The organism is Micromonospora sp. NBC_00362, from assembly GCF_026342155.1.
Lineage (GTDB): Bacteria > Actinomycetota > Actinomycetes > Mycobacteriales > Micromonosporaceae > Micromonospora > Micromonospora hortensis.
In genome coordinates, this window is the sequence record NZ_JAPENH010000001.1 from 1217423 (window position 1) to 1242369 (window position 24947).

The 24947-nt window shown below is 71.7% G+C and carries 21 protein-coding genes and 1 riboswitch; of the genes, 8 read left to right on the forward strand and 13 right to left on the reverse strand.

Going from position 1 to position 24947, the window contains the following annotated elements; all coding sequences use genetic code 11:
* Positions 1 to 47: 47 nt before the first annotated feature.
* Entirely contained in the window at positions 48 to 1316 is a 1269-nt protein-coding gene (locus OG992_RS05465; RefSeq protein WP_238685743.1) for an Ig-like domain-containing protein, read from the reverse strand.
* Positions 1317 to 2000: 684 nt separating this feature from the next.
* Between OG992_RS05465 and OG992_RS05470 the strand changes: the two genes are divergently transcribed.
* A complete protein-coding gene (locus OG992_RS05470) occupies positions 2001 to 2966 on the forward strand; it encodes a sugar phosphate isomerase/epimerase (RefSeq protein WP_238685744.1) in 966 nt (321 codons plus the stop codon).
* A 23-nt stretch (positions 2967 to 2989) separates the two neighbouring features.
* Positions 2990 to 5089 carry a PQQ-dependent sugar dehydrogenase gene (locus tag OG992_RS05475; protein ID WP_238685745.1) on the forward strand — a complete coding sequence of 700 codons (2100 nt, stop codon included), beginning with the start codon at positions 2990 to 2992 and terminating at the stop codon, positions 5087 to 5089.
* A 111-nt stretch (positions 5090 to 5200) separates the two neighbouring features.
* Here OG992_RS05475 and OG992_RS05480 read toward each other — a convergent pair whose 3' ends face one another.
* The 4 genes from OG992_RS05480 to pdhA form a co-directional block, all read right to left on the reverse strand.
* On the reverse strand, positions 5201 to 6886 hold the full coding sequence (locus OG992_RS05480) for a right-handed parallel beta-helix repeat-containing protein (protein WP_238685746.1): 1686 nt from the start codon (positions 6884 to 6886) through the stop codon (positions 5201 to 5203).
* A 184-nt stretch (positions 6887 to 7070) separates the two neighbouring features.
* On the reverse strand, positions 7071 to 8435 hold the full coding sequence (locus tag OG992_RS05485) for a dihydrolipoamide acetyltransferase family protein (protein ID WP_238685971.1): 1365 nt from the start codon (positions 8433 to 8435) through the stop codon (positions 7071 to 7073).
* Positions 8420 to 9424 carry an alpha-ketoacid dehydrogenase subunit beta gene (locus tag OG992_RS05490; RefSeq protein ID WP_266305156.1) on the reverse strand — a complete coding sequence of 335 codons (1005 nt, stop codon included), beginning with the start codon at positions 9422 to 9424 and terminating at the stop codon, positions 8420 to 8422. The genes OG992_RS05485 and OG992_RS05490 overlap by 16 nt, the downstream gene beginning before the upstream one ends.
* Positions 9421 to 10620: a pyruvate dehydrogenase (acetyl-transferring) E1 component subunit alpha gene (pdhA, locus tag OG992_RS05495; RefSeq protein WP_266305157.1), complete on the reverse strand. Its 1200-nt coding sequence runs from the start codon at positions 10618 to 10620 to the stop codon at positions 9421 to 9423. Before pdhA ends, OG992_RS05490 begins: the two co-directional genes overlap by 4 nt.
* 72 nt (positions 10621 to 10692) lie before the next feature.
* On the opposite strand from pdhA, the gene OG992_RS05500 reads away from it, so the two are divergent.
* Positions 10693 to 11199, forward strand: coding sequence for an Lrp/AsnC family transcriptional regulator (locus OG992_RS05500; protein WP_238685747.1), 507 nt, complete (start codon positions 10693 to 10695; stop codon positions 11197 to 11199).
* Between the two features lie 9 nt (positions 11200 to 11208).
* Here OG992_RS05500 and OG992_RS05505 read toward each other — a convergent pair whose 3' ends face one another.
* The gene (locus OG992_RS05505) at positions 11209 to 12180 is read right to left on the reverse strand and encodes a DNA polymerase domain-containing protein (protein WP_266302575.1); all 972 of its coding nucleotides are present in this window, start codon (positions 12178 to 12180) and stop codon (positions 11209 to 11211) included.
* A gap of 163 nt (positions 12181 to 12343) precedes the next feature.
* Between OG992_RS05505 and OG992_RS05510 the strand changes: the two genes are divergently transcribed.
* From OG992_RS05510 to OG992_RS05525, 4 genes are all read left to right on the forward strand, one after another.
* Positions 12344 to 13615: a GNAT family N-acetyltransferase gene (locus OG992_RS05510; protein ID WP_266302576.1), complete on the forward strand. Its 1272-nt coding sequence runs from the start codon at positions 12344 to 12346 to the stop codon at positions 13613 to 13615.
* Positions 13616 to 13667: 52 nt separating this feature from the next.
* Positions 13668 to 14399 (forward strand): histidine phosphatase family protein, encoded by a 732-nt coding sequence (locus tag OG992_RS05515; RefSeq protein ID WP_238685750.1) that lies wholly within the window; start codon positions 13668 to 13670, stop codon positions 14397 to 14399.
* A complete protein-coding gene (locus OG992_RS05520; RefSeq protein WP_238685751.1) occupies positions 14383 to 15252 on the forward strand; it encodes an NAD(P)H-hydrate dehydratase in 870 nt (289 codons plus the stop codon). The genes OG992_RS05515 and OG992_RS05520 overlap by 17 nt, the downstream gene beginning before the upstream one ends.
* Positions 15253 to 15331: 79 nt before the next feature.
* Positions 15332 to 15832 carry a hemerythrin domain-containing protein gene (locus OG992_RS05525; RefSeq protein ID WP_238685752.1) on the forward strand — a complete coding sequence of 167 codons (501 nt, stop codon included), beginning with the start codon at positions 15332 to 15334 and terminating at the stop codon, positions 15830 to 15832.
* A 60-nt stretch (positions 15833 to 15892) separates the two neighbouring features.
* Here OG992_RS05525 and OG992_RS05530 read toward each other — a convergent pair whose 3' ends face one another.
* Positions 15893 to 16699, reverse strand: coding sequence for an SDR family oxidoreductase (locus OG992_RS05530; protein WP_266302577.1), 807 nt, complete (start codon positions 16697 to 16699; stop codon positions 15893 to 15895).
* A gap of 149 nt (positions 16700 to 16848) precedes the next feature.
* Positions 16849 to 16938, forward strand: a riboswitch (ZMP/ZTP riboswitch).
* 19 nt (positions 16939 to 16957) lie between these two features.
* On the opposite strand from OG992_RS05530, the gene OG992_RS05535 reads away from it, so the two are divergent.
* Positions 16958 to 18394 carry a glycine hydroxymethyltransferase gene (locus tag OG992_RS05535; RefSeq protein WP_238685754.1) on the forward strand — a complete coding sequence of 479 codons (1437 nt, stop codon included), beginning with the start codon at positions 16958 to 16960 and terminating at the stop codon, positions 18392 to 18394.
* Between the two features lie 106 nt (positions 18395 to 18500).
* Here the strand turns inward: OG992_RS05535 and OG992_RS05540 are convergent, their stop codons facing one another.
* From OG992_RS05540 to OG992_RS05565, 6 genes are all read right to left on the reverse strand, one after another.
* Positions 18501 to 18761, reverse strand: a complete 261-nt coding sequence (locus OG992_RS05540) for a hypothetical protein (RefSeq protein WP_238685973.1) — start codon at positions 18759 to 18761, stop codon at positions 18501 to 18503.
* Between the two features lie 67 nt (positions 18762 to 18828).
* Positions 18829 to 20163: a PLP-dependent aminotransferase family protein gene (locus OG992_RS05545; RefSeq protein ID WP_238685755.1), complete on the reverse strand. Its 1335-nt coding sequence runs from the start codon at positions 20161 to 20163 to the stop codon at positions 18829 to 18831.
* 3 nt (positions 20164 to 20166) lie between these two features.
* Positions 20167 to 21270 (reverse strand): alpha-hydroxy acid oxidase, encoded by a 1104-nt coding sequence (locus OG992_RS05550; RefSeq protein WP_238685974.1) that lies wholly within the window; start codon positions 21268 to 21270, stop codon positions 20167 to 20169.
* Positions 21263 to 22252 (reverse strand): alpha/beta hydrolase, encoded by a 990-nt coding sequence (locus tag OG992_RS05555; protein WP_238685756.1) that lies wholly within the window; start codon positions 22250 to 22252, stop codon positions 21263 to 21265. Before OG992_RS05555 ends, OG992_RS05550 begins: the two co-directional genes overlap by 8 nt.
* A 7-nt stretch (positions 22253 to 22259) precedes the next feature.
* Positions 22260 to 23471 (reverse strand): cytochrome P450, encoded by a 1212-nt coding sequence (locus OG992_RS05560; RefSeq protein ID WP_266302578.1) that lies wholly within the window; start codon positions 23469 to 23471, stop codon positions 22260 to 22262.
* Positions 23472 to 23539: 68 nt separating this feature from the next.
* On the reverse strand, positions 23540 to 24817 hold the full coding sequence (locus tag OG992_RS05565) for an SGNH/GDSL hydrolase family protein (protein ID WP_266305158.1): 1278 nt from the start codon (positions 24815 to 24817) through the stop codon (positions 23540 to 23542).
* Positions 24818 to 24947: the final 130 nt, after the last annotated feature.

Below are 24947 nucleotides of genomic sequence, written 5' to 3' on the forward strand. Positions count from 1 at the left end.
GGTCCGCCGTGGTGGCGGGCCGGCCCTGTCCTGCCGTCAGTGGTGTCTCAGCGGCCGCTGACCGAGGGCGCCGGTGCGGGCGAGCCGCCGGCCACCGCGCCCGGGTGGGCCGGGGCGACCGGAGCGGGCTTGAGCCCGGGCGGCACCGGCAGGGCGCTGCCCCGGGCGAACTCGTCCCAGCTCACGTTCCACGCGGTCCAGCCGTTGCCCGGCTGTAGCTCCACCTCGGTGCCCTTGACGGTGACCAGGTCACCAACCTGCGTCACCCCCATCAACCAGTCGGCGGCGGTGGCGGAGACGTTCGCGCAACCGTGCGAGACGTTGGTGTTGCCCTGGTCCCCCTCCGACCAGGGGGCGGAGTGGATGAACTCGCCGCCCCAGGTGTAGCGCTGGGCGTCGTCGACGTCGACCACGTAGCCACCGTCCGGCTCACCCCGGGTGTCGAAGGTGACCCGCTCGTGCTTCTCCATGATCACCATCTTGCCGCTGGAACTCGGCGTACTCGACTTACCCAGGCTCACCGGGATCCGGCGGACCTGCTTGCCGTCGCGCAGCACCGTCATCTGCTTGGTGGCGTTGTCGATCTCCAGTGAGACCTGCCGTCCGATCTTGGACGTCGCGGTCCGCTCGGCGTCGCCGACCAGCTTCTTTCCGATCGGCAGACCCTCCAGACCGGCCCGGACACTGATCGTGGTCCCGGGCTTCCAGAAATCGGGGGCCCGGTAATAGACCTGACTTCCATCCTCAAGCCACGACCAGGCACCCGGTTGTGGCGGATTCGTCTTTACGAACAACCGCCGCTGGACATCCGCTCTGGCCTCTTTCGGAATTCCTGGGTCGAACGCCACCGTTACCGGCATCGCCGTGCCGTACGTCCGATTGCCGTTGAAATAGAGAGTGCTGGTGATCTGCGGTTTGGTCGATTTGGCCATCGTCGTGAACGTGGTGGTGCGCGTGGTGGTGGCGCCGGAGTCACCGGTCGCTGTCACCTCGGCGGTGTAGGTCCGTCGTGGTAGCAGCGGGGCGCTCGGCACCCAGCCGGAGCCGTCCTCGCGAGGCTCGGCGTTGACCTGCTTGCCCTTGTCGTCGGTGAGGCGTACGCCGGTGACCCGCCCGCCTGTGACCACGGTGCCCACCTCGGCGCTGACCGGGACGTCGCGGGCCTTGTCCCCCGGCGTCACAGCGAGCTCCGGTGGGGCGGCGTGCTTCTTGGCCGAGCCGGTCGCCGAACCCCGGTCGGCGGTGCACGCACCCAGGACGAGTGGTGCCGCCGCGATGGTTACCGCCAACAGCGTCAATCGCCGCCTAGACGTCATGTTCAGTCCCCCCGTTTTCGACTTCCCTCCGCCACATTCTTGCCCGCTTCAGCGGGCCATTAGCGCCATTCAGAAATAATCGGCGGCGCATTTATCGACGCATTTTCCGACAATGCTCCGCTTGGCCGGAACAGGGGTTCAACCGACCTGTGTCATGCGCTTTGCTCCGCTTGAGCGACGCAACGTCGACTGTCCGGTTGGCGGGGGACGGCGGCACTGTCGGCCCCGCTTCATGATCGAGTCGCCTTCACGGATGTCGTGGCATCCCGGTCGCCCTGACGCCGCGACGTCCAGGAACCCGAGTGGATCACGCCCCGGGGCGGGCCGGGCGGAACGCGCGCGGCGCGGTGGGCACGGGAAGTAGAAGGTCAGGCCGGGTGGCGCACCTCGTGGGCGGACTTTTGTCAGTTGAAGCGAAACTTCCGGCGAACGCGACAAAGCTTTGCCTTCGTCCGGAGGCAAGGGTAAGGTCTCGATCTAGATAGAGGGTTGCCCATTCGTCGATCAACTTGCCGCCACCTCTGCCGGGTCGCCGCGTTCCGCTCCCGATGGGTCCGGGCCGCACCCGCGCCGTCCTCACCGTCCAGCCGGAGCCCGCCTCCGGCCGGTTCGGCGCGCCCGGCGGACGGCAGTCAGGTCGACCGCCGCCGACGGCGTACCAGCCGTCAGGAAGGGACCACCACCATGGATCAACAACTCAACCGACCGGGGCCGACACCGGCGTCCGAGCCGGTCAGCCGGCGTGGAGTGCTGCGCGCCGCGACCGTCTCCGCGGCCGCTGTCGGCGCCGCCGGGCTACTCGGCGGCACTGCCGTCGCCGCGCCCGCCGCATCCACCGGGCAGGCCCAGGGCCGCCGCCGGGTGCCGGTGGACCGGATCAGCATTCAGCTCTACACGCTGCGTGATCAGCTCGCCGCCGATCTGCCCGGCACCCTGGACGCGCTGCGTCGGATCGGCTACCGGCGAGTGGAGCACGCCGGTTTCGTCGGACGCACCGCCGCACAGTTCCGGGCCGCGCTCGACGAGGCCGGGCTGCGTTCCACCTCCGGTCACGTCGGCATCCCGCAGCCGTTCGACGCGGCCACCTGGGAGCAGGCTCTCGCCGACGCCAACGTGGTGGGCTGCAAGAAGATCGTCCACCCGTACTTCGGTCGGGACGCGAGCGGTCAGCCGATCCGGGACCCCGCCGTCTACCGTGCCCTGGCCCGGGACCTGAACCGCGCCGGTCGGCTCGCCGAACGCGCGGGGTTGGACTTCGGCTACCACAACCACCAACTCGAGTTCGTGCCGCTGACCGGCGGCTCGACCGGGTTCGACATCCTCAGCTCGCAGACCGATTCCCGGCTGGTCCACTTCGAGCTCGACCTCTACTGGACCTGGCGGGGCGCCCATGACCCGATCGACGTGATCCGGGCCAACCGCGGTCGGATCCGCCAGGTGCACGTCAAGGACCTCGACGTCGAGGGTGGTTTCGCCGACCTCGGCGACGGCGTCATCGATTTCGGCCGCATCTTCGCCCACGAGCGGGAGGCCGGCATCGAGGAGTACATCGTGGAGCGTGACGACGCGGGCACCGCGCCCCGCTCCCCCGCCGACGCCCTGGACACCGCTCGCGTCGGCTTCGACTATCTCGCTTCACTTCGGTACTGAAACCACCCCGGGGGACTCACCTGATGAATAGGACCGCATTCGCGTCCGCCCTGCTGTTGGTGACGGCCGGTCTGGTCGTACCACAGTCGGCAGCGTCCGCAGCGCCAGCCGCGCCGCCGGACAGCAGCTTCCAGAAAGTGACACTGAACGACTTCCCGGGCGAGCCGATGAGCCTCGCCGTCCTGCCCGACCTGCGCGTGCTGCACACCTCCCGCACCGGTGAGGTCCGCATCCACGACCCGCGCACCGGGCTGAACACCCTCGCCGCCGACATTCCGGTGTACGAGCACGACGAGGAGGGGTTGCAGGGCGTCGCCATCGACCCGAACTTCGCCCAGAACAAGTGGGTGTACCTCTACTACTCGCCGCCGATGGACACTCCGGTGGACGACCCGGCGACCCCGGGTGTCAACGAGGGGGACGCGCCGGAGACCGGCACCGAGGCGGACTGGCAGCGGTTCAAGGGCGCGCTGCGGCTGTCCCGGTTCAAGCTGGACGGGATGAAGCTGAACCTCGCCAGCGAGCAGCAGATCATCGACGTGCCCACCGACCGGGGCATCTGCTGCCACGTCGGCGGCCAGATCGACTTCGACAGCAAGGGCAACCTGTACCTGTCGACCGGTGACGACACCAACCCGTTCGCCTCCGACGGCTACATCCCGATCGACGAGCGGGCCGACCGCCACCCGGCGTACGACGCCCAGCGCACCTCGGCCAACACCAACGACCTGCGCGGCAAGCTGCTGCGGATCAAGGTGAAGGCCGGTGGTGGTTACACGGTGCCGGCCGGCAACCTGTTCAAGCCGGGCACGGCGCAGACCCGCCCGGAGATCTACGCGATGGGGCTGCGCAACGCGTTCCGGTTCGCCGTCGACAGGCGTACCGACAACGTGTACGTGGGCGACTACTCCCCGGACGCCTCCAACCCGAACCCGGAGCGCGGGCCGGCCGGGCACGGCCGGTGGATGCTCGTCGACAAGCCGGCCAACTACGGCTGGCCGTACTGCGTGACGCCGACGATCGCCTACCGCGACTACGACTTCGCCACCGGCGAGTCCGGCGCCAAGTTCAACTGCAAGCGCCCGGTCAACGACTCGCCGAACAACACCGGCAAGCGCGTACTGCCGCCGGTCGAGCAGCCGGAGGTCTGGTACGCGGCCGCCCCCTCGGCCGAGTTCCCGCAGCTGGGCACCGGCGGCATCTCTCCGATGGGTGGCCCGGCGTACGAGTACGACGGGACCAGCACGTCGCGCACCCGCTGGCCGGCCTACTACGACGGGGTGCCGCTGTTCTACGAGTGGTCCCGCGACTACATCAAGGAGTTCCGCCTCGACTCCGACGGTGACGTGACGGACATCCGTCCGGTGGCGCCGTCGCTGGTGGTGGACAACCCGATGGACATGGAGTTCGGCCCGGACGGCGCGCTCTACGTCCTGGAGTACGGCGACGGCTACTTCGCCGAGAACCCGGACGCCCAGCTGTCCCGGATCGACTTCGTCCGGGGCAACCGGACGCCGATCCCGAAGATCAGTGGCACCCCGACCGTCGGGCAGGCCCCGCTGACCGTCGCGTTCTCCAGCGCCGGCACGACCGACCCAGACGGCGACAAGCTCAGCTACGCGTGGGACTTCAACGCGGACGGCTCGGTGGACAGCACGGCTCCGAACGCGAGCTGGACGTTCCCGGAGAACGGCTCGTACACGCCGACGTTGAAGGTCACCGACCGCACCGGACGGTCCGCCTCGGCGTCCCTGCCGCTGGTGGTCGGGCCGACCGCGCCGATCGTCGAGTTCGTCACCCCGGAGGCCGGGCAGCCGTTCCAGTTCGGGCAGACGGTCGCGTACGAGGTGAAGGTCACCGACGACCTGCCGGTGGACTGCTCCCGGGTGAAGGTCACCTACGTGCTCGGGCACGATGAGCACGGGCACCCGCTCTCCACCTCGACGGGTTGCTCCGGGACCATTCCCACCTTCCTCGACGGTGGACACAGCGGCGCGGACAACCTGACCGCAGTGTTCGTCGCGGAGTACACCGACGCGCCGACCGACCCGGGCGTACCCGCCCAGTCCGCTTCGGCGACCGTGGTGCTCGACCCGACCCCGGTGGCGGGTCTGGCCGGCTGATCAGCTCAACCATGACAGTGGCGGCGGCCGGATCCTTCCGGCCGCCGCCGCATGTCGTTCAGCTCCAGATCTCGCCGGCACCATCGCCGGGGCATCACGGACGGCGGCCGGTCAGCTCCAGTCGCTGTCCACGTGGTTGTCCCGCCACCGTCCGCCCACCGGCGGGGTGTCCAGTCGCATCCCCTCGTCGGCGTTGCCGGCCAGGTCGTTGTCCTCGACCCGGCAGTCCACGCAGCTGCCCCGCTCGGTGATCCACAACCCGTGTGTCTGGGTCGGGTTGTCGTGGTTGTCCCAGACCCGGTTACCTCGGATGGTGGCCGAGTCGAACGGCGCGTCGATGGTGATCCCGGCCCGCAGCTTCGGCGCGGCGGCCAACTCGTATCCGCATCCCGGCGGTGGCACGTCCCCGCTCCACGCGCTGAACGCGTCCGGGCGGACCGGGGCGAGGGTGAGTTCGTCGCCGGTGTTGGAGGCGACCATGGCCACTGCCTTCCCGACCCGCAGGACCTTGCCCCGGTGCCCGTCGTGCGGCCAGTTGGCCGACCTGTCGACCAGGCACCGCTCGCTGTAACGGACGGCGTCGCCGGTACCGCCGGTGCCCTCGCCGTACTGCCGTCCGTTGTTGCGGATCCGGTTGTTCAGGACCACCGCGTCGGTCATCTGGTGGTCGATCCGGATCGCGTCGAGGCCGTTGCCCCAGAACTCGTTGCTCTCGATCACCACGTCCCGGATCGAGCCCCGGTAACCGCGCCCGAGGTCGTGCGAGTGATAGCCGTGCCGGCCGTTGCCGCTGATCCGGTTGCCCCGGACGGTGTACGGGCCGGGGCTGTTGCCGATGCTGACCCCGTCGCACATGTTGCCGTCGATGACGCAGTCGGTGAGCAGCCCGCCTCGGCCGGCGACCGACGAGGTGCCCTGCGCGGACACGTCGAAGCCGGTCTCCAGGTTTCCGGTCATGGTGCAGGCGGAGACGATCAGACCGTCGGCGCCCCAGTCGGAGATGCCGAAGCGGTTGCCCTGGCTGTGGCAGCCGATGATGCGGTAGCCGCGCGGCGGCGGCCAGTAGTCCTTCTGCAGCTCCAGGAAGATGCCGTTGGTGCCGTTGGCCAGGGCGGTGCAGTTGGCGATGGTCAGCCGCTCCACCGTCCCCCAGCCGCCGATGCCGATCCCGATGCCGGCGCCGCCCATCTGCTCGCCGTTGTCCAGTCGGCCACAGCCGACCACCACCACGCCGTCGATCAGGGAGTCCTGGAGGAAGTCGCAGCCCAGCCCGGTGGCGGCGGTGTGGTGGATGTAGAGGTTGCGGAAGACGCCCCGCACCATGTACTGGATGCCGAGGCCCTTGGCCAGGTAGTTGTACTCGGCCATGGCGACGCCGGAGCCGTCGATCTGGAAGTCGGAGAAGGTGCAGTCGGCGATGTGCCGGTCCCGGTCGGCGCCGTGCTGCACTGTGGTCCAGAAGGCCAACGGGGTGGGGTCGGCCCGGTTGCCCTCGTTGCTGAGCATGAACCGGGTCGCCGCCGGGCCGGCACCGATCAGCGACACACCGCTGCGCCACACAGTGCCCGCGTCCCGGATCGAGTAGATGCCCGGCGGGCAGTAGATGACCCGGGCCCGTCCGTCCGAGGCGTACCCGGCGCCGAGGCGGTCCACGAGCGCGGCCAGCGCCGGCTGGTCGTTTGTCGCGCCGTCACCGGTGAGCCCGTACTCCAGCGCGTCGCAGTACAGCGGCGCGCCGGCCGAGGCGGGCCGTCGTACCCGGACCGAGTTCAGTAGCAGCTCGTTCGCCACGGCCATGGGCGGGCTCCCTTCGACGCGTTCGGTGCGCTCCGGCGGGGCCGACTTCCCGGTGACGCCGCCGGGAAACCCGGCCCGGTGAGGCCGCCGGGAATCGCCGGCCCGACGACACCGCCGCGGGGAACCCCGGACGTGCGCCGGCCCCGGCGCCGCACGGGCGGCGCCGGGGCCGAGGGGGTACGCGTCAGACGGCGGCGATCAGCAGAGCCGGTCGCTCCACGCAGTCGGCGACGTGCCGCAGGAAGCCGCCGGCCACCCCGCCGTCGCAGACCCGGTGGTCGAAGGTGAGGCTGAGCTGCGTCACCTTGCGGACGGCGAGCTGCCCGTCGACCACCCACGGCTTGTCCACGATCCGCCCGACCCCGAGCAGGGCCGCCTCGGGGTGGTTGATGATCGGCGTGGAGCCGTCGACGCCGAACACCCCGTAGTTGTTCAGCGTGAAGGTGCCACCGGTCAGCCGGGCCGGGGGCAGGCTGCCGGCCCGCGCGGCGGCGGTGGTCGCCGCCAGTTCGGCGGCCAGCTCGGCGGTGGTGAGCCGCTGGGCGTCGCGCAGCACCGGCACCAGGAGCCCCCGGTCGGTCTGCGCGGCGATGCCGAGGTGCACCCCGGCGGACTGGACGATGCGTTGCGCCTCGGTGTCGACCCGGGCGTTGAGCTGCGGGAACCGGCGCAGTCCGCTGAGGCAGATCCGGGCCAGCAGGGCCAGGATGCTCACCGGCGCGTCGGGTGTCGCGGCGTTGATCGCGGCGCGGGTCTCCAGCAGCCCGGTGGCGTCCACGTCGACCCAGATGGTCACCTCCGGGATCTCCCGCCGGCTGCGGGAGAGCTTGTCGGCGATCACCTTGCGGACACCGGTCAGCGGGACGATGACGTCGCCGTCCGCGACCGGGGCCGACCCGACCTGCGGGTCCGGCACGGCGGCGAGCCGGGCGGCGGGCGCGGTCATCGCGGCCTCCACGTCGGCGCGGCGGATCACACCCCCGGGTCCGGTGCCCCGCACCGTGTCGAGGTCGACGCCGTGCTCACGGGCCAGCCGCCGCACGATCGGTGAGATGACCAGGGCGGCAGCAGGCGGTGCCGGGTCGCCGGACGCCGCAGCCGCGCCGCCGGCAGCCGCGCTGGTCGGGCCGAGGTCGGCCGGTTCGGGGGCCACCGCCAGTCGGGGCCGACGCCGACGGCGGGTGGCGGAGCCGTGGCCGGTGCCGTACCCGATCAGCACGTTGCCGGAGCCGGCGCGCTCCTCCTCGCGGTAGGTGGCGTGCCCGGCGGGCTCGTCGCCCCCGTCCAGCGGCGCGATGGTGATCAACGGCTGGCCGACCGGGCGTACCTCACCGGCCGCGCCGTGCAGGGTGACAACCCGCCCGGCGTACGGGCAGGGCACGTCGACGACGGCCTTGGCGGTCTCCACCTCGACCACGCTCTGGTCGACGGTGACCACGTCGCCCACGGCGACCCGCCACTCGACGATCTCGGCCTCGCTCAGCCCCTCGCCCAGGTCGGGTAGGAGGAAGACCTGCGTCCGTTCGACGATGGTCATGCCGCCACCCAACGCGCGTCCGGCTGGTCGTCCCACTGGAGGCGGGCCACCGCGTCGAGCACCCGGTCCACGCCGGGCAGGTGGGTGTGCTCCAGCATCGGCGCCGGGTACGGGATGTCCAGGCCGGCGACCCGCAGCACCGGGGCGTGCAGCGCGTGGAAGCAGCGCTCCTGCACCCGGGCGGCGATCTCCGCGCCGACGCCCGCGAAGCCGGGCGCCTCCTGGATCACCACGCACCGGCCGGTACGGCGGACCGAGGCGGTGATGGTCTCGTCGTCGAACGGCACGATGGTGCGCACGTCGACGACCTCCAGGTCCCACCCCTCCTCCCGGGCGGCCTCGGCGGCCTCCAGGGCGACCGGCACCGCCGGCCCGTACGCCACGAGGGTGGCGTCGCGTCCGGGCCGGCGCACGACAGCCCGGCCGAACGGCTCGTTGCGGATCGGCAGAGACGCCTCGGCGCTGGCGAAGTAGAGCTTCTTGGGCTCCATGAAGACCACCGGGTCGGGGTCCTCGATCGCCTCGCGCAGCAGCGAGTACGCGTCGTCGACGGTCGCCGGGGTGACCACCTTCAGCCCGGGGGTGTGCGCGTAGTACGCCTCGGACGAGTCGCAGTGGTGCTCGACTCCGCCGATCCCGCCCGCGTACGGCACGCGGATGACGATCGGCACGCTCAGCGCGCCCCGGGTGCGGTTGCGCAGCTTCGCCACGTGCGAGGCGATCTGCTCGAAGGCCGGGTACGCGAACGCGTCGAACTGCATCTCGACCACCGGGCGCAGGCCGGACATGGCCATGCCGACGGCGAAGCCGACGATGCCGGCCTCGGCGAGGGGGGTGTCGAAGCAGCGGTTCTCGCCGAAGCGGGCCTGGAGGCCGTCGGTGATCCGGAAGACGCCGCCGAGCGCGCCGACGTCCTCACCGAAGACGACGACCCGGTCGTCGGCGGCGAGCGCGTCGGCGAGCGCGGTGTTGAGCGCCTTCGCCATGGTGGTGGCCATCAGGCGTCACCCTCCTCGGCGTGGGCGGCGGCCAGTTCGGCGCGGACCTGCTCACGCTGTTCGATCAGCTGCGGGGTGGGCTCGGCGTAGACGTGGTCGAAGAGGCTCAGCGGGTCGACGGTGGGCTGTTCGTTCATCCGGGTCCGCAGGTCCGCCGCGTACGCCTCGGCCTGCTCGGCGATCTCGGCGACCGCCGCGTCGTCGAGCACACCGCGGGCGCGCAGGTAGGTCTCCAGGCGGGCGACGGGGTCCCGGTCCCGCCAGGCGTCGACCTCGGCACCGTCGCGGTAGCGGGTGGCGTCGTCGGCGTTGGTGTGCGGCTCCATCCGGTAGGTGTGCGCCTCGACCAGGAACGGTCCCTTGCCGGCCCGGGCGTGGGCGACCGCGCGGGTGAGCACGGCGAGCACCGCGACGGGGTCGTTGCCGTCGACCTGCTCGCTGGGTACGCCGTAGCCGACGCCCTTGTAGGCCAGCGACGGCGCGGCGGTCTGCCGCGACAGCGGGACGCTGATGGCGTACTTGTTGTTCTGCACGAAGAAGACCACCGGCGCCTTGAACACGGCGGCGAAGTTGATCCCCTCGTGGAAGTCGCCCTCGCTGGTGGCGCCGTCGCCGATGAAGGCCAGCGCCACGGTGTCGCGACCCTGGTACGCCTCACCGTGCGCCAGCCCGGCGGCGTGCACGCACTGGGTGGCGAGGGGGGTGCACTGCGGCGCGGTGTGGACCTCGGTCGGGTCGTAGCCGCAGTGCCAGTCGCCGCGCAGCAGGGTGAGCACCTCGACCGGGTCGATGCCTCGGGCAACCAGCGCCATCGACTCGCGGTACGTGGGGAAGACCCAGTCGGAGTCGCGGACCGCGAGGACCGCGCCGACCTGGCACGCCTCCTGACCCCGCGAGGAGGGGTAGACGGCGAGCCGGCCCTGCTTGGTCAGGGCGGTCGCCTGGGTGTCGAAGCGGCGGCCGAGCACCATCCGGCGGTACAGCTCGCGCAGCACCTCGGCGGGTGGTTCGGGGTAGTCGGCGCGGGCGGGCAGCGGCGTGCCGTTCTCGGCGAGCAGGCGGACCGGCTCGGCGTCTGGCAGCAACGAGCGCGCCGGGTCGGGCGGGGTGACCGTTCGACGGGCGCGCGGGGATGCCCTGCGGACCGCCTGGGGAGTGGTCGTCACGGCGGAACCTCCTGGGACGTGTGGTGAGCCTATGCTTCCGCTTGTGGATGATTGACTCAAGATCGACACGGAAGGCGGGACGGTTGGCATGCGGAGGGCCGAGCAGTGAGCCAGGAGACCGCCGACGAAGCAAGCCGGGGCGCGGGATCGGGACGATCGGCCCGAGCCCTGGACGAGGTCGACCGGCGGATCCTCGACGAGCTGGTCCGCGACGGTCGGACGTCGGTGCGCACCCTCGCCGAACGGATCCACATCTCCCGCACCAACGCGTACGCGCGGGTGGAGCGGTTGCTCCGCGACGGCGTGATCACCGGGTTCCGGGCCCAGGTGGCACCCGAGGCGGCCGGGCTGGGCACCTCGGCGTACATCGCCCTGACCATCGAGCAGAACACCTGGCGGGAGGTGTCGGCCGAGCTGGCCCGGGTGCGCTACATCGAGCACGCGGCGCTGCTCGGCGGTGACCACGACGTGCTCGCGCTGGTGCGCGCCCCGGACAACGCCGCGCTGCGCGACGTGGTGCTGGGCCGGGTGCAGAGCATTCCCGGGGTGCTGTCCACCCGCACCTGGCTGGTCTTCGAGGAGTTCGACGGGGCCGGCAGCCCCTGGGCGTGAGCGCCGGGCTCAGCGCTCCGGCGGGGCCTCCAGCCCGTCGCGGTCGGCCAGCTCCAGCAGCGGTTCCAGCGAGTGCCGGTCACCGTCCAGGCCGGCGTGCGGGTCGCCGCGCTCGGCGAACCGGGCCGGCATGCTGAGCACGTCGAACTCCTCCGGACGGACCTGGTCCAGCTCCGACCAGTCCAGCGGCGCGGACACCAGCGCGGCCGGCGTCGGCCGGATCGAGTACGCCGAGGTCACCGTGTGGTCGCGGGCCATCTGGTTGTAGTCGACGAAGACCGGCCGGTCCCGCTGCTCGCGCCACCAGGTGGTGGTGACCAGGTCCGGCAACCGGCGCTGCATCTCCCGACCCAGCGCGAGCACCGCCCGGCGGCACTCACCGAAGCTCCACAGCGGCTCGATCGACAGGTAGACGTGCAGCCCGCGACCGCCGGTGGTCTTCGGGTAGCCGGTCATGCCCAGCTCGGCGAGGAACGCCCGCACCTCGTGCGCCACCGGCACCACCTGGTCGAAGCCCACGCCGGGCATCGGGTCCAGGTCGATGCGCAGCTGGTCGGGACGTTCCACGTCGGCGGCGGTGACCGGCCACGGGTGGAACCGCAGTGTGCCCAGGTTGGCCGCCCAGATGACCACTGCCAACTCGCTCGGCGCGACCTCGTCGGCGGTACGGCCACTGGGGAAGGTGATGTGCGCGGTCCGTACCCACTCGGGCGCGCCGGCCGGCAGCCGCTTCTGGTAGAACGCGTCGCCCCTGTTGGTCTGGCGGGTAGCGATCGTCGCGCCCTCGAAGACACCGCGCGGCCAGCGTTCCAGCATGGTCGGCCGATCCCGCAACGCCCGCAGGATGCCGTCGCCCACCGCCAGGAAGTAGCGGACAACGTCCAGCTTGGTCAGCCCGCGCTCGGGAAAGTACGGCTTGTCGGGGCTGGAGACGCGGACGAGCCGCTCCCCCACCTGGATCTCCTCCGCCGCCGTGGCCACGCCCCGAGAGTACGCGGCGGCCGGGTGATCAGCAGCGCACGAACCGCGATCAGCGGACATTGTTCCCCATCGAGGTGTCGCTGCGCTGTCCCGAACCCGACGGCCGCCCGGGCACCGACCGGCGTCGATCGCACTCCTTGACCCGGTCGGGCAGGATGGCGTCGTGCGCCAGCAGAAGACCGGATCGGGCGGGGCAGCCACCGTCCGGATCGACGACGCGTCGACCGAGGACATCCCCGCCCTGCTCGCCCTCGACGCGCTCTGTTTCCCGCCCGGCGACCCGGCGTACGAGCCAGCGGCGCCGAGCGAGATCGAGAACGGCGTCGCGGCCGGGCACGTCCGGGTGGTCCGCGCCGGCACGGAGATCGTCGGCTTCCTCCAGTACGAGTTGCCGAGCGCCCATCACCTCTACCTGAGTGGGCTCGGGGTGCACCCGGATCGGCGGCGCACCGGTGTGGGTGCGGCACTGCTCGACGACTTCGTGGCCCGGGCGCGGGCGTTCGGGGTGCAGCCCCACCCGACCATCTCCACGGTGACCAGCCCGGAGAACCTGGCCATGCTCGGGCTCCTACTGTCTCGCGGGTTCGTTGTGCGCACCATCGTGCCGGACTACTTCGGCCCGGGACGCGACCGCTACTACTGCCAGCACAAGTCACGGGTCGAGTACGTCGACGCCGACGAGCGCTATCTGATCCCGGTTGCCGCGTCGTCGCAGATCGCCACCCTGCTGGCCAGCGAGCAGAACGTCATCACCGGACTGGTGAACCTGCCCGCCGGGCCGGCCCTGGAGCTGTCCCGATTCGAGAAGGAGGACTTCGCGGCCCTGCAGTCCGACGAGAGCGCCGCCGGGATCGCCTTCTCCAGCGGCATCCTCGCCTCGATCGCGTTCGTGCTCGGCCTGTCGTTCGCCTCCCCGAACTATCCCGATGGGGTCCGGGTGCTGCTGATGTGCTCGGCCCTGGCCACCACCGCGTCGCTGATCATCTATGCCAACACCTCCGGTGAGCTGGCCCGGCTGCGAACCAACAGCTTCGGCAGGTACACCAAATGGGGCAACGTGCTGTCGGAGTTCGGCGGTGTCTTCCCCTTCCTCATCGCCCTACCTGTCACCTTCGCGAAGATCACCTCCTCGGTGGGCGTGGCAGTGGCGGCCGCGGCCCTCTTCGGCGCCGCTCTGCTCGTCTACGACAGGTCGACCTTCGCCATCTCGGCGCGCTTTCGACAAACCGTCAGCACAACCGCGCTGTCCGTCTTCGTCGCCGCCGCGCCGGTGCTGGGCGTCCTCGCGGTACGCCACTCCGCTCCGATGGTCCCCTGGGGCTGGACGGGAGCGGTACTCCTGGCCCTCGCCGCCCAGTCCTTCACGTACCTCTTCCGCCGACGCGACGAGTCGACGCTCCAGGCAGGGCTGCGTCCCTGGCAGAGCCGCCGCTAGGCGGCGGACGGCGGTCCGATTACCGGACGCTCGTGCCGGGTAGGGGGGCCGCATGGCGGAACTGGCAACCCTGTGGATCGTCCGGCACGGCGAGAGCACCGCGAACGTCGCGGCGACGCACGCCGAGGCGTCGGGCGCGGAGCTGATCGACCTCACCCACCGCGACGCCGACGTGCCACTCTCCCCGACCGGCGAGGAGCAGGCTCGGGCGACCGGCCGTTGGCTGGCCGAGCTTCCGGACGCGAGGCGACCGGACGTGGCGGTGGTGTCGCCGTACCTGCGCGCGGTGCAGACCTCGCGGCTGGCGCTGGCCGGCACCGACATTCCCGTGCACCGCGACGAGCGGCTGCGCGACCGGGAGCTGGGCGTCCTGGACGGGCTGACCGGGCACGGGGTGCGCCGACGGTACCCGGACGAGGCCGAGCGCCGGGAGCGGTTGGGCAAGTTCTACTACCGGCCGCCGGGCGGGGAGTCCTGGACGGACGTGGCGTTGCGGCTGCGGACGCTGCTGGGCGACCTGCGCCGCGACCACGAGGGTTGTCGGGTGCTGCTCTTCGGCCACGACGCGCTGGTCTTCCTGCTTCGCTATCTGCTGGAGGGGTTGACCGAGGACGAGCTGATGGCGCTGACCCGGCAGGACGTGATCGCCAACTGTTCGATCACCGAGTGGTCGGCGGACGGCGAGGACCGCCTGGCCCTCACCGCCTTCAACGATGTCGCGCACCTGCGTCAGCAGGGCGCCCAGCCGACCAGGGAGGACGAGATCCATGCCGAGCCGGTCTGAGGTGAAGGTGATCACCCCGGCGTTGTTGCGGGACTGGGCGCTGCCGGTGCCGGTCGGGGGAAAGGAGAGCCGGGGCACGGTGCTGGTGGTCGGCGGTTCCCGCTTCACGCCGGGCGCGGTGCTGCTCGCCGGGGTGGCCGCGCTGCGCGCCGGTGCCGGGGTGCTCCAGTTGGCCGCCGCCGAGTCCACCGCGGCCGCGCTGAGCATCCAGGTGCCCGAGGCGCTGGTGATCGGGTTGCCGGAGACCTCCGACGGCGCGGTGGCCGCGGATCGCGACGGGCAGCTCGGCGACCTGGTCGCGCAGGCCGACGTGGTGGCGGTCGGCCCCGGTCTGAAGGCGATCGACGAGACCAACCGCCTGCTGGGCCTGGTTCTGGAGGCGGCCCGTCCGGACACGTCGCTGGTACTCGACGCGTACGCCCTGGGTGCGCTCAGCCACGCACCGGACCTGCTGGTCGGCTCGGGTCGGCCCGTGGTGCTCACCCCCAACGTGACCGAGGCCGGGCACCTGCTCGGGCGGGAGCCGGGCGACGACCTGGACGCCGAGGCGGCCGAGTTGGCCGCGCGGTACGAGGCGGTCGTGTCGCTGTACGGGCACGTGGCCGCCCCGGACGGGCGAGGTTGGCGGGAGGAGAGCGGCGACGCCGGGCTGGGCACCTCCGGCAGCGGGGACGTGCTCGCCGGGTTGCTGGCGGGGCTGCTGTCGCGGGGCGCCGACCCGGCGCAGGCGGCCTGCTGGGGCTCGTTCGCGCACTCGGTGAGCGGCCAGCGGCTGATTCCGCGCTACGGCCGGATCGGCTTTCTGGCTCGGGAGTTGCTCGACGAGATCCCCCGCACCCTGGCGATGGTCTGAGGCGGTTTCACCTGTTTCCGCAATCGGCGTCGGGGTACCGGAACTCCACCAGCCGAGACTCTTCAGGGAGGTCATACCGGTGTCGACCGATGCCATCGTCCTGCTCAAAGAGGACCACAAGGAAATGCGCCGCCTGTTCAAGGCCTTCCAGGACGCCGAGGAGGGGCCGGCGAGCCAGCGGCAGAAGCTGGTGGACCAGATCCTGGAGGCACTGACCGTGCACACCTACCTGGAGAACGAGGTGATGTATCCGGAGGTTCGCCGGTTGCTGCCCGACCTCGAGGACGACATCCTCGAGTCGTACGAGGAACACCACGTCGCCGATGTGCTCTGCGCCGAGCTGGCCAGCATGGACGCCGACGACGAGCGGTTCAACGCCAAGACGACGGTGCTGATCGAGAACGTCACCCACCACGTCGAGGAGGAAGAGCAGGAGTGGTTCCCCAAGGTCCGCGACGCGCTGGGCCGCAAGCAGCTCCAGGAGATCGGCGAGAAGATGATCGCCTTGCGCGCGGACGCGCCGCGGACCCCCACCGCGCCGAAGGCGATCAAGAAGGCGCTCGATGCGGTGACGGCCTGAGGCACCCGCTCACACCGAAGGGCCCGGCACCGTGCCGGGCCCTTCGTCGTGCGTCACGGGTCAGGTGCCCGATCCCGGCTCGGCCATCCTGCGGTGCTGCTCGGACTTGAGCTTGTCCGGAATGATCTTGCCGGCGGCCGTCTGCACCTTGTTCATCAGCGAGCCGGCGGTGATCGTCTGATCACCCCTCATCATCGCCTCGAAGCCCTGCTCGGCGACCTTTGCCGGGTCGTCCTTCTTGCCCGAGCCCACCCGGGTGTCCTCCATGTCGGCCCGGTCGAAGAACTCCGTGTCGGTCGGCCCGGGCATCAGCGAGGTCACCGTGACGCCGGTGTCCTTCAGCTCGTTGCGCAGCGCCTCGGCGAAGGACTGCACGAACGACTTCGACGCGTTGTAGACCGCCTGGAACGGCCCCGGCATGGTGGAGGCGATCGACGAGGTGAAGAGGACCCGGCCCGCGCCCCGCTCGACCATCCCGGGCAACAGCCGCTTCGCCAGGTGCACCGTCGATCGCACGTTCAGGTCGACGATCTCCAGCTCGTCGGCGAGGTCCGTGCCGCCGACGAAGGCGCCACCGGCGCCCCGACCGGCGTTGAGCGCCAGCGCGTCCAGCGGCCGTCCGGTCGCGGTGACGGCGGCCACGAGTTCCGTCACGCCCTGCTCGCGGGCCAGGTCGACGCGGACCGACCAGACCTGCGGGCCCCCGTCGCGGCGCAGCTTCTGCGCGGCCGCCTCGATGCCGTCGTCCTCGGCCGCGATCACCAGGTCGAAGCCGTGCTCGACGAACTGCGCCGCGAGCTCGTACCCGATTCCGCTGGAGGCGCCGGTCACCAGGGCGAGCGGCCGGTCGGAGGTGGGTGTGGTCATGTTCTCGACTCCTTCTGTACGAACCCTGACCGCACCCGTGACGGTGCGGTGGTCTCCTACCGTGTGCCCCGCGACGCACCGCCCAATCACGTTGGCGGGGTCGCCTCCCGGAGGGCGGCCCGAACGGCCGGTTCCGGCCCGGTAGGATCCTTCCGGGCCGTTACTGGCGCGTGGGGATGGAGAACCATCGGGGAGCGGCCTCGTCACGTGGACGTTTGCCGAGCGCCTGGGCCTTCCCGCACGTCTGTTGGAGGTCGCATGTCCCGCAACGCCGAATCCACCGCATTCCGGAGTGCCCTTGAGGTGATCCGGGCTGTCGAGCCGCGGGTCGCCGACGCCATCGGCGCCGAGCTGACCGACCAGCGGGAGTCGCTCAAGCTGATCGCCAGCGAAAATTACGCCTCCCCGGCGACCCTGCTGGCCATGGGCAACTGGTTCAGCGACAAGTACGCCGAGGGCACCGTCGGCCGCCGCTTCTACGCCGGCTGCCAGAACGTCGACACCGTCGAGGCGCTCGCCGCCGAGCACGCCCGGGAGCTGTTCGGCGCCGCACACGCGTACGTGCAGCCGCACTCGGGCATCGACGCCAACCTGGTCGCCTTCTGGGCGGTGCTGGCCGACCGGGTGGAATCTCCCGCGCTGAAGAAGGCCCAGGTCCGCCAGGTCAACGACCTCACCGAGGCCGACTGGTTCGCGCTGCGCCGCGAACTGGGCAACCAGCGGATGCTCGGCATGTCGCTGGACGCCGGCGGCCACCTCACCCACGGCTTCCGGCCGAACATCTCCGGCAAGATGTTCGACCAGCGCAGCTACGGCACCGACCCGGCGACCGGCCTGATCGACTACGACCGGCTGGCCGAGGCCGCCCGCGAGTTCAAGCCGCTGATCCTGGTGGGCGGCTACTCGGCGTACCCCCGGAAGGTGAACTTCCGGATCCTGCGCGAGATCGCCGACTCGGTCGGCGCCACCTTCATGGTCGACATGGCGCACTTCGCGGGCCTGGTGGCCGGCAAGGTGTTCACCGGCGACTTCGACCCGGTGCCGCACGCGCACATCGTCACGACCACCACGCACAAGTCGTTGCGCGGCCCGCGCGGCGGCATGGTGCTCTGCCAGCCGGAGTTGGCCGACCAGGTGGACCGGGGCTGCCCGATGGTGCTCGGCGGCCCGCTGCCGCACGTGATGGCGGCCAAGGCGGTCGCGCTCGCCGAGGCCCGCCGGCCCGACTTCGCCGACTACGCCCAGCGGATCGTCGACAACGCGCAGGCGCTCGCCGAGGGGCTGCTGAGCCGGGGCGCCACGCTGGTCACCGGCGGCACCGACAACCACCTGGTGCTGATCGACGTGTCCGGCTACGGGCTCACCGGCCGGCAGGCCGAGCAGGCCCTGCTCGACTCGGGCATCGTCACCAACCGCAACTCGGTCCCGCAGGACCCGAACGGCGCCTGGTACACGTCGGGCATCCGGATCGGCACCCCGGCGCTGACCACTCGGGGCCTGGGCACCGCCGAGATGGACCAGACCGCCGAGCTGATCCACACCGTGCTGACCCAGACCACCGCCGGCGCCAACGCCGACGGCACCCCGTCGAAGGCGAAGTACAACCTGGACGCCGGCCTGGCCGACAAGGTGGCCCGGCAGGCCACCGATCTGCTGGCCACGTACCCCCTCTACCCCGGTATCGACCTGAGCTAGCCCCTCGACCGCGTCGATCATGGAGTTGTGGTGCCCGATCCGGGCTGGTGCACGACTGTCGTCCACCACCACGATCCCATGATCGACGCGGGGGGCGGGGGGGTCCTCAGTCCATCGGGCGCTTCAGGTGGTAGCGGTGGACCTCGGTGCTGCCCTGGACGTTGTTGACGTCCTCGGCGGCGGACACCAGCTCCCACCCCTCCCGGCCGGCGCGGTTGAGGTGCGCGATGGCGGTGTCGCCGTAGGCGGTGATGTCCTTGCGTGACCCGTCCGGGGCGTACCAGACGAACGAGACGTGAAAATTGCGGCCCTGTCCCTGATAGCGACGGACGAGCAGGGCGTACTCCCAGGCAACCATGCGGTTTATTATGACCGTCCAACCAGGACGGCGGCACGCGGGTCGTCGCGCATTGCCATCCGATGAACGCGGTGTGTCAACCCGCCCGGCGCGCCACCTCGTCGGTGATCAGCGCCGCGAGCCGATCCAGCCCGAGGTCGATCTGTTCCGGTGTGACAGCGCTGACCGACAACCGCAACGCGTGGACCGGCGCGGTGTCGTCGTAGAAGTGCGCCATCGGCGTCCACAGCACCCCGTAGTCGCGCCCCGAGCGGTCCAGCAGCGCGTCGTCGACCGGGAACGGCACTGTCACCACCACGAAGAACCCGCCGGCCGGCACCGTCCACCGCACCGCGGGTCGGTCCGGCCGGTCCGGCTGATCGGGAAAGCGCCGGGTGAGCCCGGCCACCAGGTGGCGCAGATTCCGTGTGTACGCGGACCGCTCCCGGGTGTTCGCGGCCACCAGGCTGCATCCGTGCTCCAGCAGCCGGCCGCCGATCACCGCCTGCGCGATCGGCGACGTGTTGACGGTGACCATGCTCTTGATCATGGCGAGTTGGTCGGCGAGCGGGCCGACCCGCCCGTCCGGGCCGGCAACCCGCTGGTCGGCGACGACGTAACCCACCCGTGCGCCGGGGAGCACGGTCTTGGCGAACGAGCCGAGGTAGACGACCCGCCGGCCGGTGTCCAACGCCTTCAGGGTGGGCGGGCGTGGTCCGTCGTCGCTGTGGAACAGGCCGTACGGGTTGTCCTCCAGCAGCAGCAGGTCCTCCTGCCCGGCCAGGTCCAGCAGCCGTTGGCGGTCGGCGGTGTCGATGCTGACCCCGGAGGGGTTGGCGAAGTCCGGCATGAGGTAGCAGGCGCGTGGACGCAGCCCCGCCGCCCGGACGCGGTGCACCTGGGTGGCCAGGTCGGCGAGGTCGACCCCGGCTGACCCACCGGCGACCGGCCACACCGGCAGGTCCACCAGCCGTGCCGCCCCGGTCAGCCCGACGTAGGTCGGGGCGACAGCGAGCAGCACATCGGTCGGCCCGGCCCGCAACGCCCGCAGCACCAGGAACATGGCCTCCTGGCAGCCGACGGTCACCACCACGTCCTCCGGGTCGACGGTGATCCCCTCGTCGACCGCGAGGTTGCGGGCGATCAGGTGGTGCACGATGCCCTTGGTCCGGCCGTACTGCAGCAGCAGCCGCCGGGCCTGCTCGGGTCGGTGCCCCAGGTCGTCGAGGAGGTGCCGGTGGAAGGTGTCCAGGTGCCGGTGCACCGCCGCGAGGTCGAAGAACTCCTCGTATGGCCGTCCGGCCGCGAGGGACACCGCCGCCGGGTAGCGCTCGGACACCTCGTTGAGGAAGTTCATCGAGGTCAGCGCCGGATCGCCCAGCGCGGGGTGCAGGTCGGCGACGGTCAGGTCGACCGGTTCGGGGGCGCTCACCCCTCAGCCCACCCCGAGGGTGCGCAGCTCGCCGGCCGCCACCACGTCGGCGCAGCCGGCCAGGGTGAGCGCATCGGTCAACTCGGCGACGAGCAGCCCCAACGCGTCCCGGGCGGCCGGTTCGCCACCGGCGGCGAGGGCCCAGAGCAGCGGCCGGCCGACCAGCACCCCGGCCGCGCCCAACGCCAGCGCCCGCAGCACGTCGGTGCCGCACCGGATGCCGCTGTCCAGCAGCACCTGGCAGTCGTCCCCGACCGCGTCGACAACCTCCGGCAGCATGGTGACGCTCGCCGGTGAGCCGTCCAGTTGCCGCCCGCCGTGGTTGGAGACGACCACCGCGTCCGCGCCGACCCGTACCGCCTCGGTCGCGTCGCGCGGGTCCAGCAGCCCCTTGACCACCAGCGGCAGGTCGACCTGCTCGCGCAGCCACGCCAGGTCGGCCCAGCGCAGCGCTGGCGCGAACGACGCGGCGGTGTGCGCGGCGATCGCGGACACCCCGGGGGCACCGGAGTGCGCCAGCGCGTCGCGACCGTCGGGAAGGTTCGCGGCGACCACCTCGGCCGGCAGCCGGAACGCGTTGCGCAGGTCCCGGGGACGTCGGCCGAGCACCGGGACGTCCACCGTGACCACCAGCGCCCGGCACCCGGCCGCGACGACCCGGTCCAGCAGGTCGCGGACGAGCGCCCGGTCGCGCAGCCAGTAGAGCTGGAACCAGACGTCCGCGCCGGCCCCGGTGACCTGTTCGATGGGGGTGCTGCCCAGCGTGCTGGCCAGGTACGGGATTCCGGCCGCGCCGGCCGCCGCCGCCAGACCCAGCTCTCCGTCCGGGTGCACCAACCGCTGGTACGCCATCGGCGCCACCCCGACCGGCATGGCGTACCGACGGCCGAGCAGGTGGGTGCCGAGGTCGACGGTGTCCACCCCGCGCAGCACCCGGGGCAGCACCGCGACCCGGTCCAGCGCGCGACGGTTCGCGGCGAGGGTCACCTCCGACGCGCTGCCGCCGGCCAGGTAGTCCCACACGTCCGGCGGCAGCACGGCCCGGGCGCGCTCGGCGTAGTCGGCGAGCGCCACGGCCGGCAGGTCGGCCAACACCCGCTCACCCATCGCCCGGGCCCGTCGCGGCATCCGGCTCGGCCGGCTCACGCACCCCGCTCGGCCTGGCCGGGAGCCCGAAGCGCTCGCGGAGGAAGGCCGCGGCGCTTTCCTGCGCGCGCCGCCCGTCGGTGAAGGTGCCCGGCATGGCGAAGAATCCGTGGATCATGCCCGGGTAGTGCTCCAACCGGGTGGACACACCGGCGTCGCGCAACCGCTCGGCGTACCGCTGTCCCTCGCCGCACAGGGGATCCAGTTCGGCGGTGATCACCAGCGCCGGCGGCAACCCGGACAGGTCGTCGGAGAGCAGCGGCGAGGCCAGCGGATTCTTGGCGTGCGCCGGGTCGGCCAGGTAGAGCCTCCGGTACCAGGCGACCGAACGGCTGTTGAACAGCGCCGGGTCGTCGTCCCCGGCCGGTTCGCCGCTCTGGTCGGTGTTCGGATAGACCAGCAGCTGCGCGGCGAGCGGCGGCCCGTCGCCACGGCTGAGCAGGGTGACCGCGGCGGCCAGGTTCCCGCCGGCACTGTCGCCCCCCACCGCCAGCCGGGTCGGGTCCACGCCCAGCTCCTCGGCGTGCCTGGCGATCCACGAGGTGGCGGCGTGGCAGTCGTGCACCGCCGCCGGGAAGGGGTGCTCCGGGGCGAGGCGGTAGCCGACGGTGATCACCTGACAGGGCACCGCGTTGGCCAGGCGCCGGCAGATGCCGTCGGCGGTGTCGATGCTGCCGAGCGTCCAGCCGCCGCCGAAGAAGTACAGCACTGTGGGCAGCGGACCCGAACCCGTCGGCCGGTACACCCGCAGCCGCAGCTCACCGGCGGGCCCGGGGATCCGCTCGTCGCGTACCTCGGCCACCGGCTCGACCGCGCCGCTGCCGGCGCGGATCGCGGCCAGGTCCGCGGCGCGCGCCTCGGACAGGGTCTGTGCGTACAGCGGCGGGGTGCCGGCCGCGGCACGGGCCGCCCGGTAGGCCGCCACCTCCGGGTGCACTGCCATGTCGCTCCTATCCACCGGTGCTGACCAGCAACGTGTCGATGCCGCGCAGAAACAGGCTGCCGCTGTACGTCGGCGTCTCGGTGACCGTCAGCGCGGGGAACCGGGCGAACAGCCGGGGCAGCGCGAGGCGGCCCTCCAACCGCGACACCGCCGCGCCGAGGCAGAAGTGCGGGCCCACCCCGAAGGCCAGCGGCGGGGGGCCGGAACGGGTCGGGTCGAAGGTGTCCGGCGCCGGGAAGCGGGCCGGGTCGCGGTTGGCGGCCCCGATCATGATGAGCACGTTGTCGTCAGTGGCGACCGGCACGCCGTGCAGCACGGTGTCGGCCGGCGCGGCGCGGGCCAGGAAGTGCACAGGGCTCGCCAACCGCAGCACCTCGTCGACGCAACCCTGCGCCAGCGTGGCGTCGGTGGGCAGCGCCGCGACGGTCTCCGGGTGGGCCAGCAGCAACGGCAGCCCGTTGCTGAACATGTAGACGGTGGTGACGAAGCTGGCGTTGAACAGCACGATCAGGTTGCTGACCAGCTCCTCCTCGGTCAGCTCCACCTCCCCGGAGTCGAGCGCCTCGACCAACGCGCTGAGCAGGTCGTCCCCGGGCACCCGGCGGCGGTGCCCGAGCAGCTCCCGGTAGAAGGCCCGCAACTCCCGCGCGGCGGTGTTGGCAGCGGCGAGCCGCTGCGGGGTCTTCCCCGCCACGTCCAGGAACTCGTCGATCCACTCCACCCGCTCGCGGTACCACTGCAACTCGGCGGCCGGGATGCCGATGAACTCGGCCATCACCAGGGCCGGGATCGGGTATGCGAAGTCGGCCACGAAGTCGACTACGCCCTCCCCGGCGTCCGCCATCCGGTCCAGCAGTTCGTCGACCACCCGCAGGATCACCGGTTCCAGCGCGCCGAGCCGGCGCGGCGTGAAGGTACGGGAGAAGACGTGCCGCATCCGAGTGTGATCGGGCGGGTTGACGAACATCATCGAGGTTTGGAAGGTCCGCAGGATCTCCTGCGCCTCCCAGCCCGGCGGCGGCTGTTTCGTCCACTCCGGATCGCGCAGCAACCCGTCGACGAGGTCGTAGCCGACAGCGACGGCGGCCACCGTCCGGTGCTCGGCGCGCGACGGCACCGCGCTGATCGGGCCGAGCCGGTGCAGGTCCGCGTACCACGGGTACGGGTCCTGTCTGCCCTCCTCGCTGTACAGGCCGGTGAGTATCTCGTCCACGTCCACTGCCAACTCCTCCCCCGCCGATGTCGGTGACCGGGGGCGGCGGGGATCACCCGCCGCCCCGGCCCGTGTCACAGGTCGAGCAGCCGCAGCGGCACGGCGTTCGCCAGTGCCTGGTTGCCGGCGTCGTTCGGGTGGATGTGGTCCCCCGAGTCGTACGCGGGCAGCAGTTGGCTGGGCCGTGCCGGGTCGCGCAGCACCCGGTCGAAGTCGAGCAGCCCGTCGAACTCCCGACTGCCGCGCAGGTACGCGTTCACCGCCTGGCGGGTGGCCTCCTTCTGCGGCGTCCACACGCCCGGCGCGCCGTGCCCCTCGTACGGCGTCAGCGTGGCCACCAGACTGGTCAGCCCGCGCTGCTGGAGCTGCTGGTTGATCTGCCGCAGCGTGCCGATGATCGCCTCGGGTGAGTCGTTCGACATCCAGATGTCGTTGATGCCCAGGTGGGTGACGACGGTACGCACCCCGGTCTGGCCGAACACGTCCTCGTTGAGCCGGGCCGCCGCGTTCGGGCCGAGCTGGTAGTAGCCCGGGTAGTTGCCGTCGCCCGGCTCGGTGCCCTCGTGGTTGAGCCGGTTTCCGGCCAGGCTCAGGTTGAGCACGCCGGGGGTGCGCTTGTCGGGCCGGTCGGCGAGCAGCCGGTCGGAGAGCAGGTCGGGCCAGCGCCGGTTGGCGTTGACGGTGCTGCCGTTGCCGTCACCGATGGAGTCGCTGAGCACCACCAGCGCGCCAGGGCTGCCCTTGCGCTGCACGTCGACCCCGGAGAGGAAGAACCAGCAGCAGGTGGGACGGGTGGTGAACCCCGTGCCCTCGGCCACCCCGGTCAGATCCCCGGCGCCGATGAAGTTGGCCTGCTGGGACTGCCCGTGGAACGTGGTCGGGCCGGTCGGCGTCGGGAAGTGCACTGTGACCACGAGGTCGCTGTCGTCCGCGACCGGGAAGGCCAACGGGTCGCTGAGCAGCTCGGCGCCCCGGTTCATGGTCGCCGTGGTGGCACCGGTGAAGGTCAGCGGGCGTACCGAGGCGGCGTCGATGTCGGAGAGGTCGTCGGGGGTCGCGGTGTTCGGCCGGGCGACTGTGGCGCGACCGACAGAGACCGCCTGCTCGCCGTAGAGGTTGCTCAGGCGGACCCGCAGCGCCGGGCCGCCCACTGAGACGTGCACGATCATCCGGACGCTCTGGTTGTTGAGGCCGGTGTTGGTCAACCCGACCGAGTTGCCCCGGGTGACAGCGGTGGCCCAACTGCCCGCCCACTCGGCGCGGTCGGGTCGGCTGGCGGCGGTGCCGGACGGGCCGGCGCTGGCGACGACGGCAGGTGCGCCGGCGACCAACAGCGCGGCCGCGGCGGCGATGACAGGCCATCTCTTCGGGGTTGCCGTTGCCATGGAACCTCCATCGTGTGGCAGCCCAGGGCCGTCCGCTGACGGCGCCCGCCTGGACGATGGTCCAGAAACCTAGCCGCCGCCGCTGACGGGCGTCAAT

Bases quoted from the DNA above. Each gene is read 5' to 3' on its own strand.
- OG992_RS05550 (WP_238685974.1), bottom strand. From the start codon at position 21,270: ATGGGTGAGCGGGTGTTGGCCGACCTGCCGGCCGTGGCGCTCGCCGAC.
- OG992_RS05555 (WP_238685756.1), bottom strand. From the start codon at position 22,252: ATGGCAGTGCACCCGGAGGTGGCGGCCTACCGGGCGGCCCGTGCCGCG.
- OG992_RS05535 (WP_238685754.1), top strand. From the start codon at position 16,958: ATGTCCCGCAACGCCGAATCCACCGCATTCCGGAGTGCCCTTGAGGTG.
- OG992_RS05515 (WP_238685750.1), top strand. From the start codon at position 13,668: ATGGCGGAACTGGCAACCCTGTGGATCGTCCGGCACGGCGAGAGCACC.
- OG992_RS05530 (WP_266302577.1), bottom strand. From the start codon at position 16,699: ATGACCACACCCACCTCCGACCGGCCGCTCGCCCTGGTGACCGGCGCC.
- OG992_RS05520 (WP_238685751.1), top strand. From the start codon at position 14,383: ATGCCGAGCCGGTCTGAGGTGAAGGTGATCACCCCGGCGTTGTTGCGG.
- OG992_RS05470 (WP_238685744.1), top strand. From the start codon at position 2,001: ATGGATCAACAACTCAACCGACCGGGGCCGACACCGGCGTCCGAGCCG.
- OG992_RS05475 (WP_238685745.1), top strand. From the start codon at position 2,990: ATGAATAGGACCGCATTCGCGTCCGCCCTGCTGTTGGTGACGGCCGGT.
- OG992_RS05465 (WP_238685743.1), bottom strand. From the start codon at position 1,316: ATGACGTCTAGGCGGCGATTGACGCTGTTGGCGGTAACCATCGCGGCG.
- OG992_RS05480 (WP_238685746.1), bottom strand. From the start codon at position 6,886: ATGGCCGTGGCGAACGAGCTGCTACTGAACTCGGTCCGGGTACGACGG.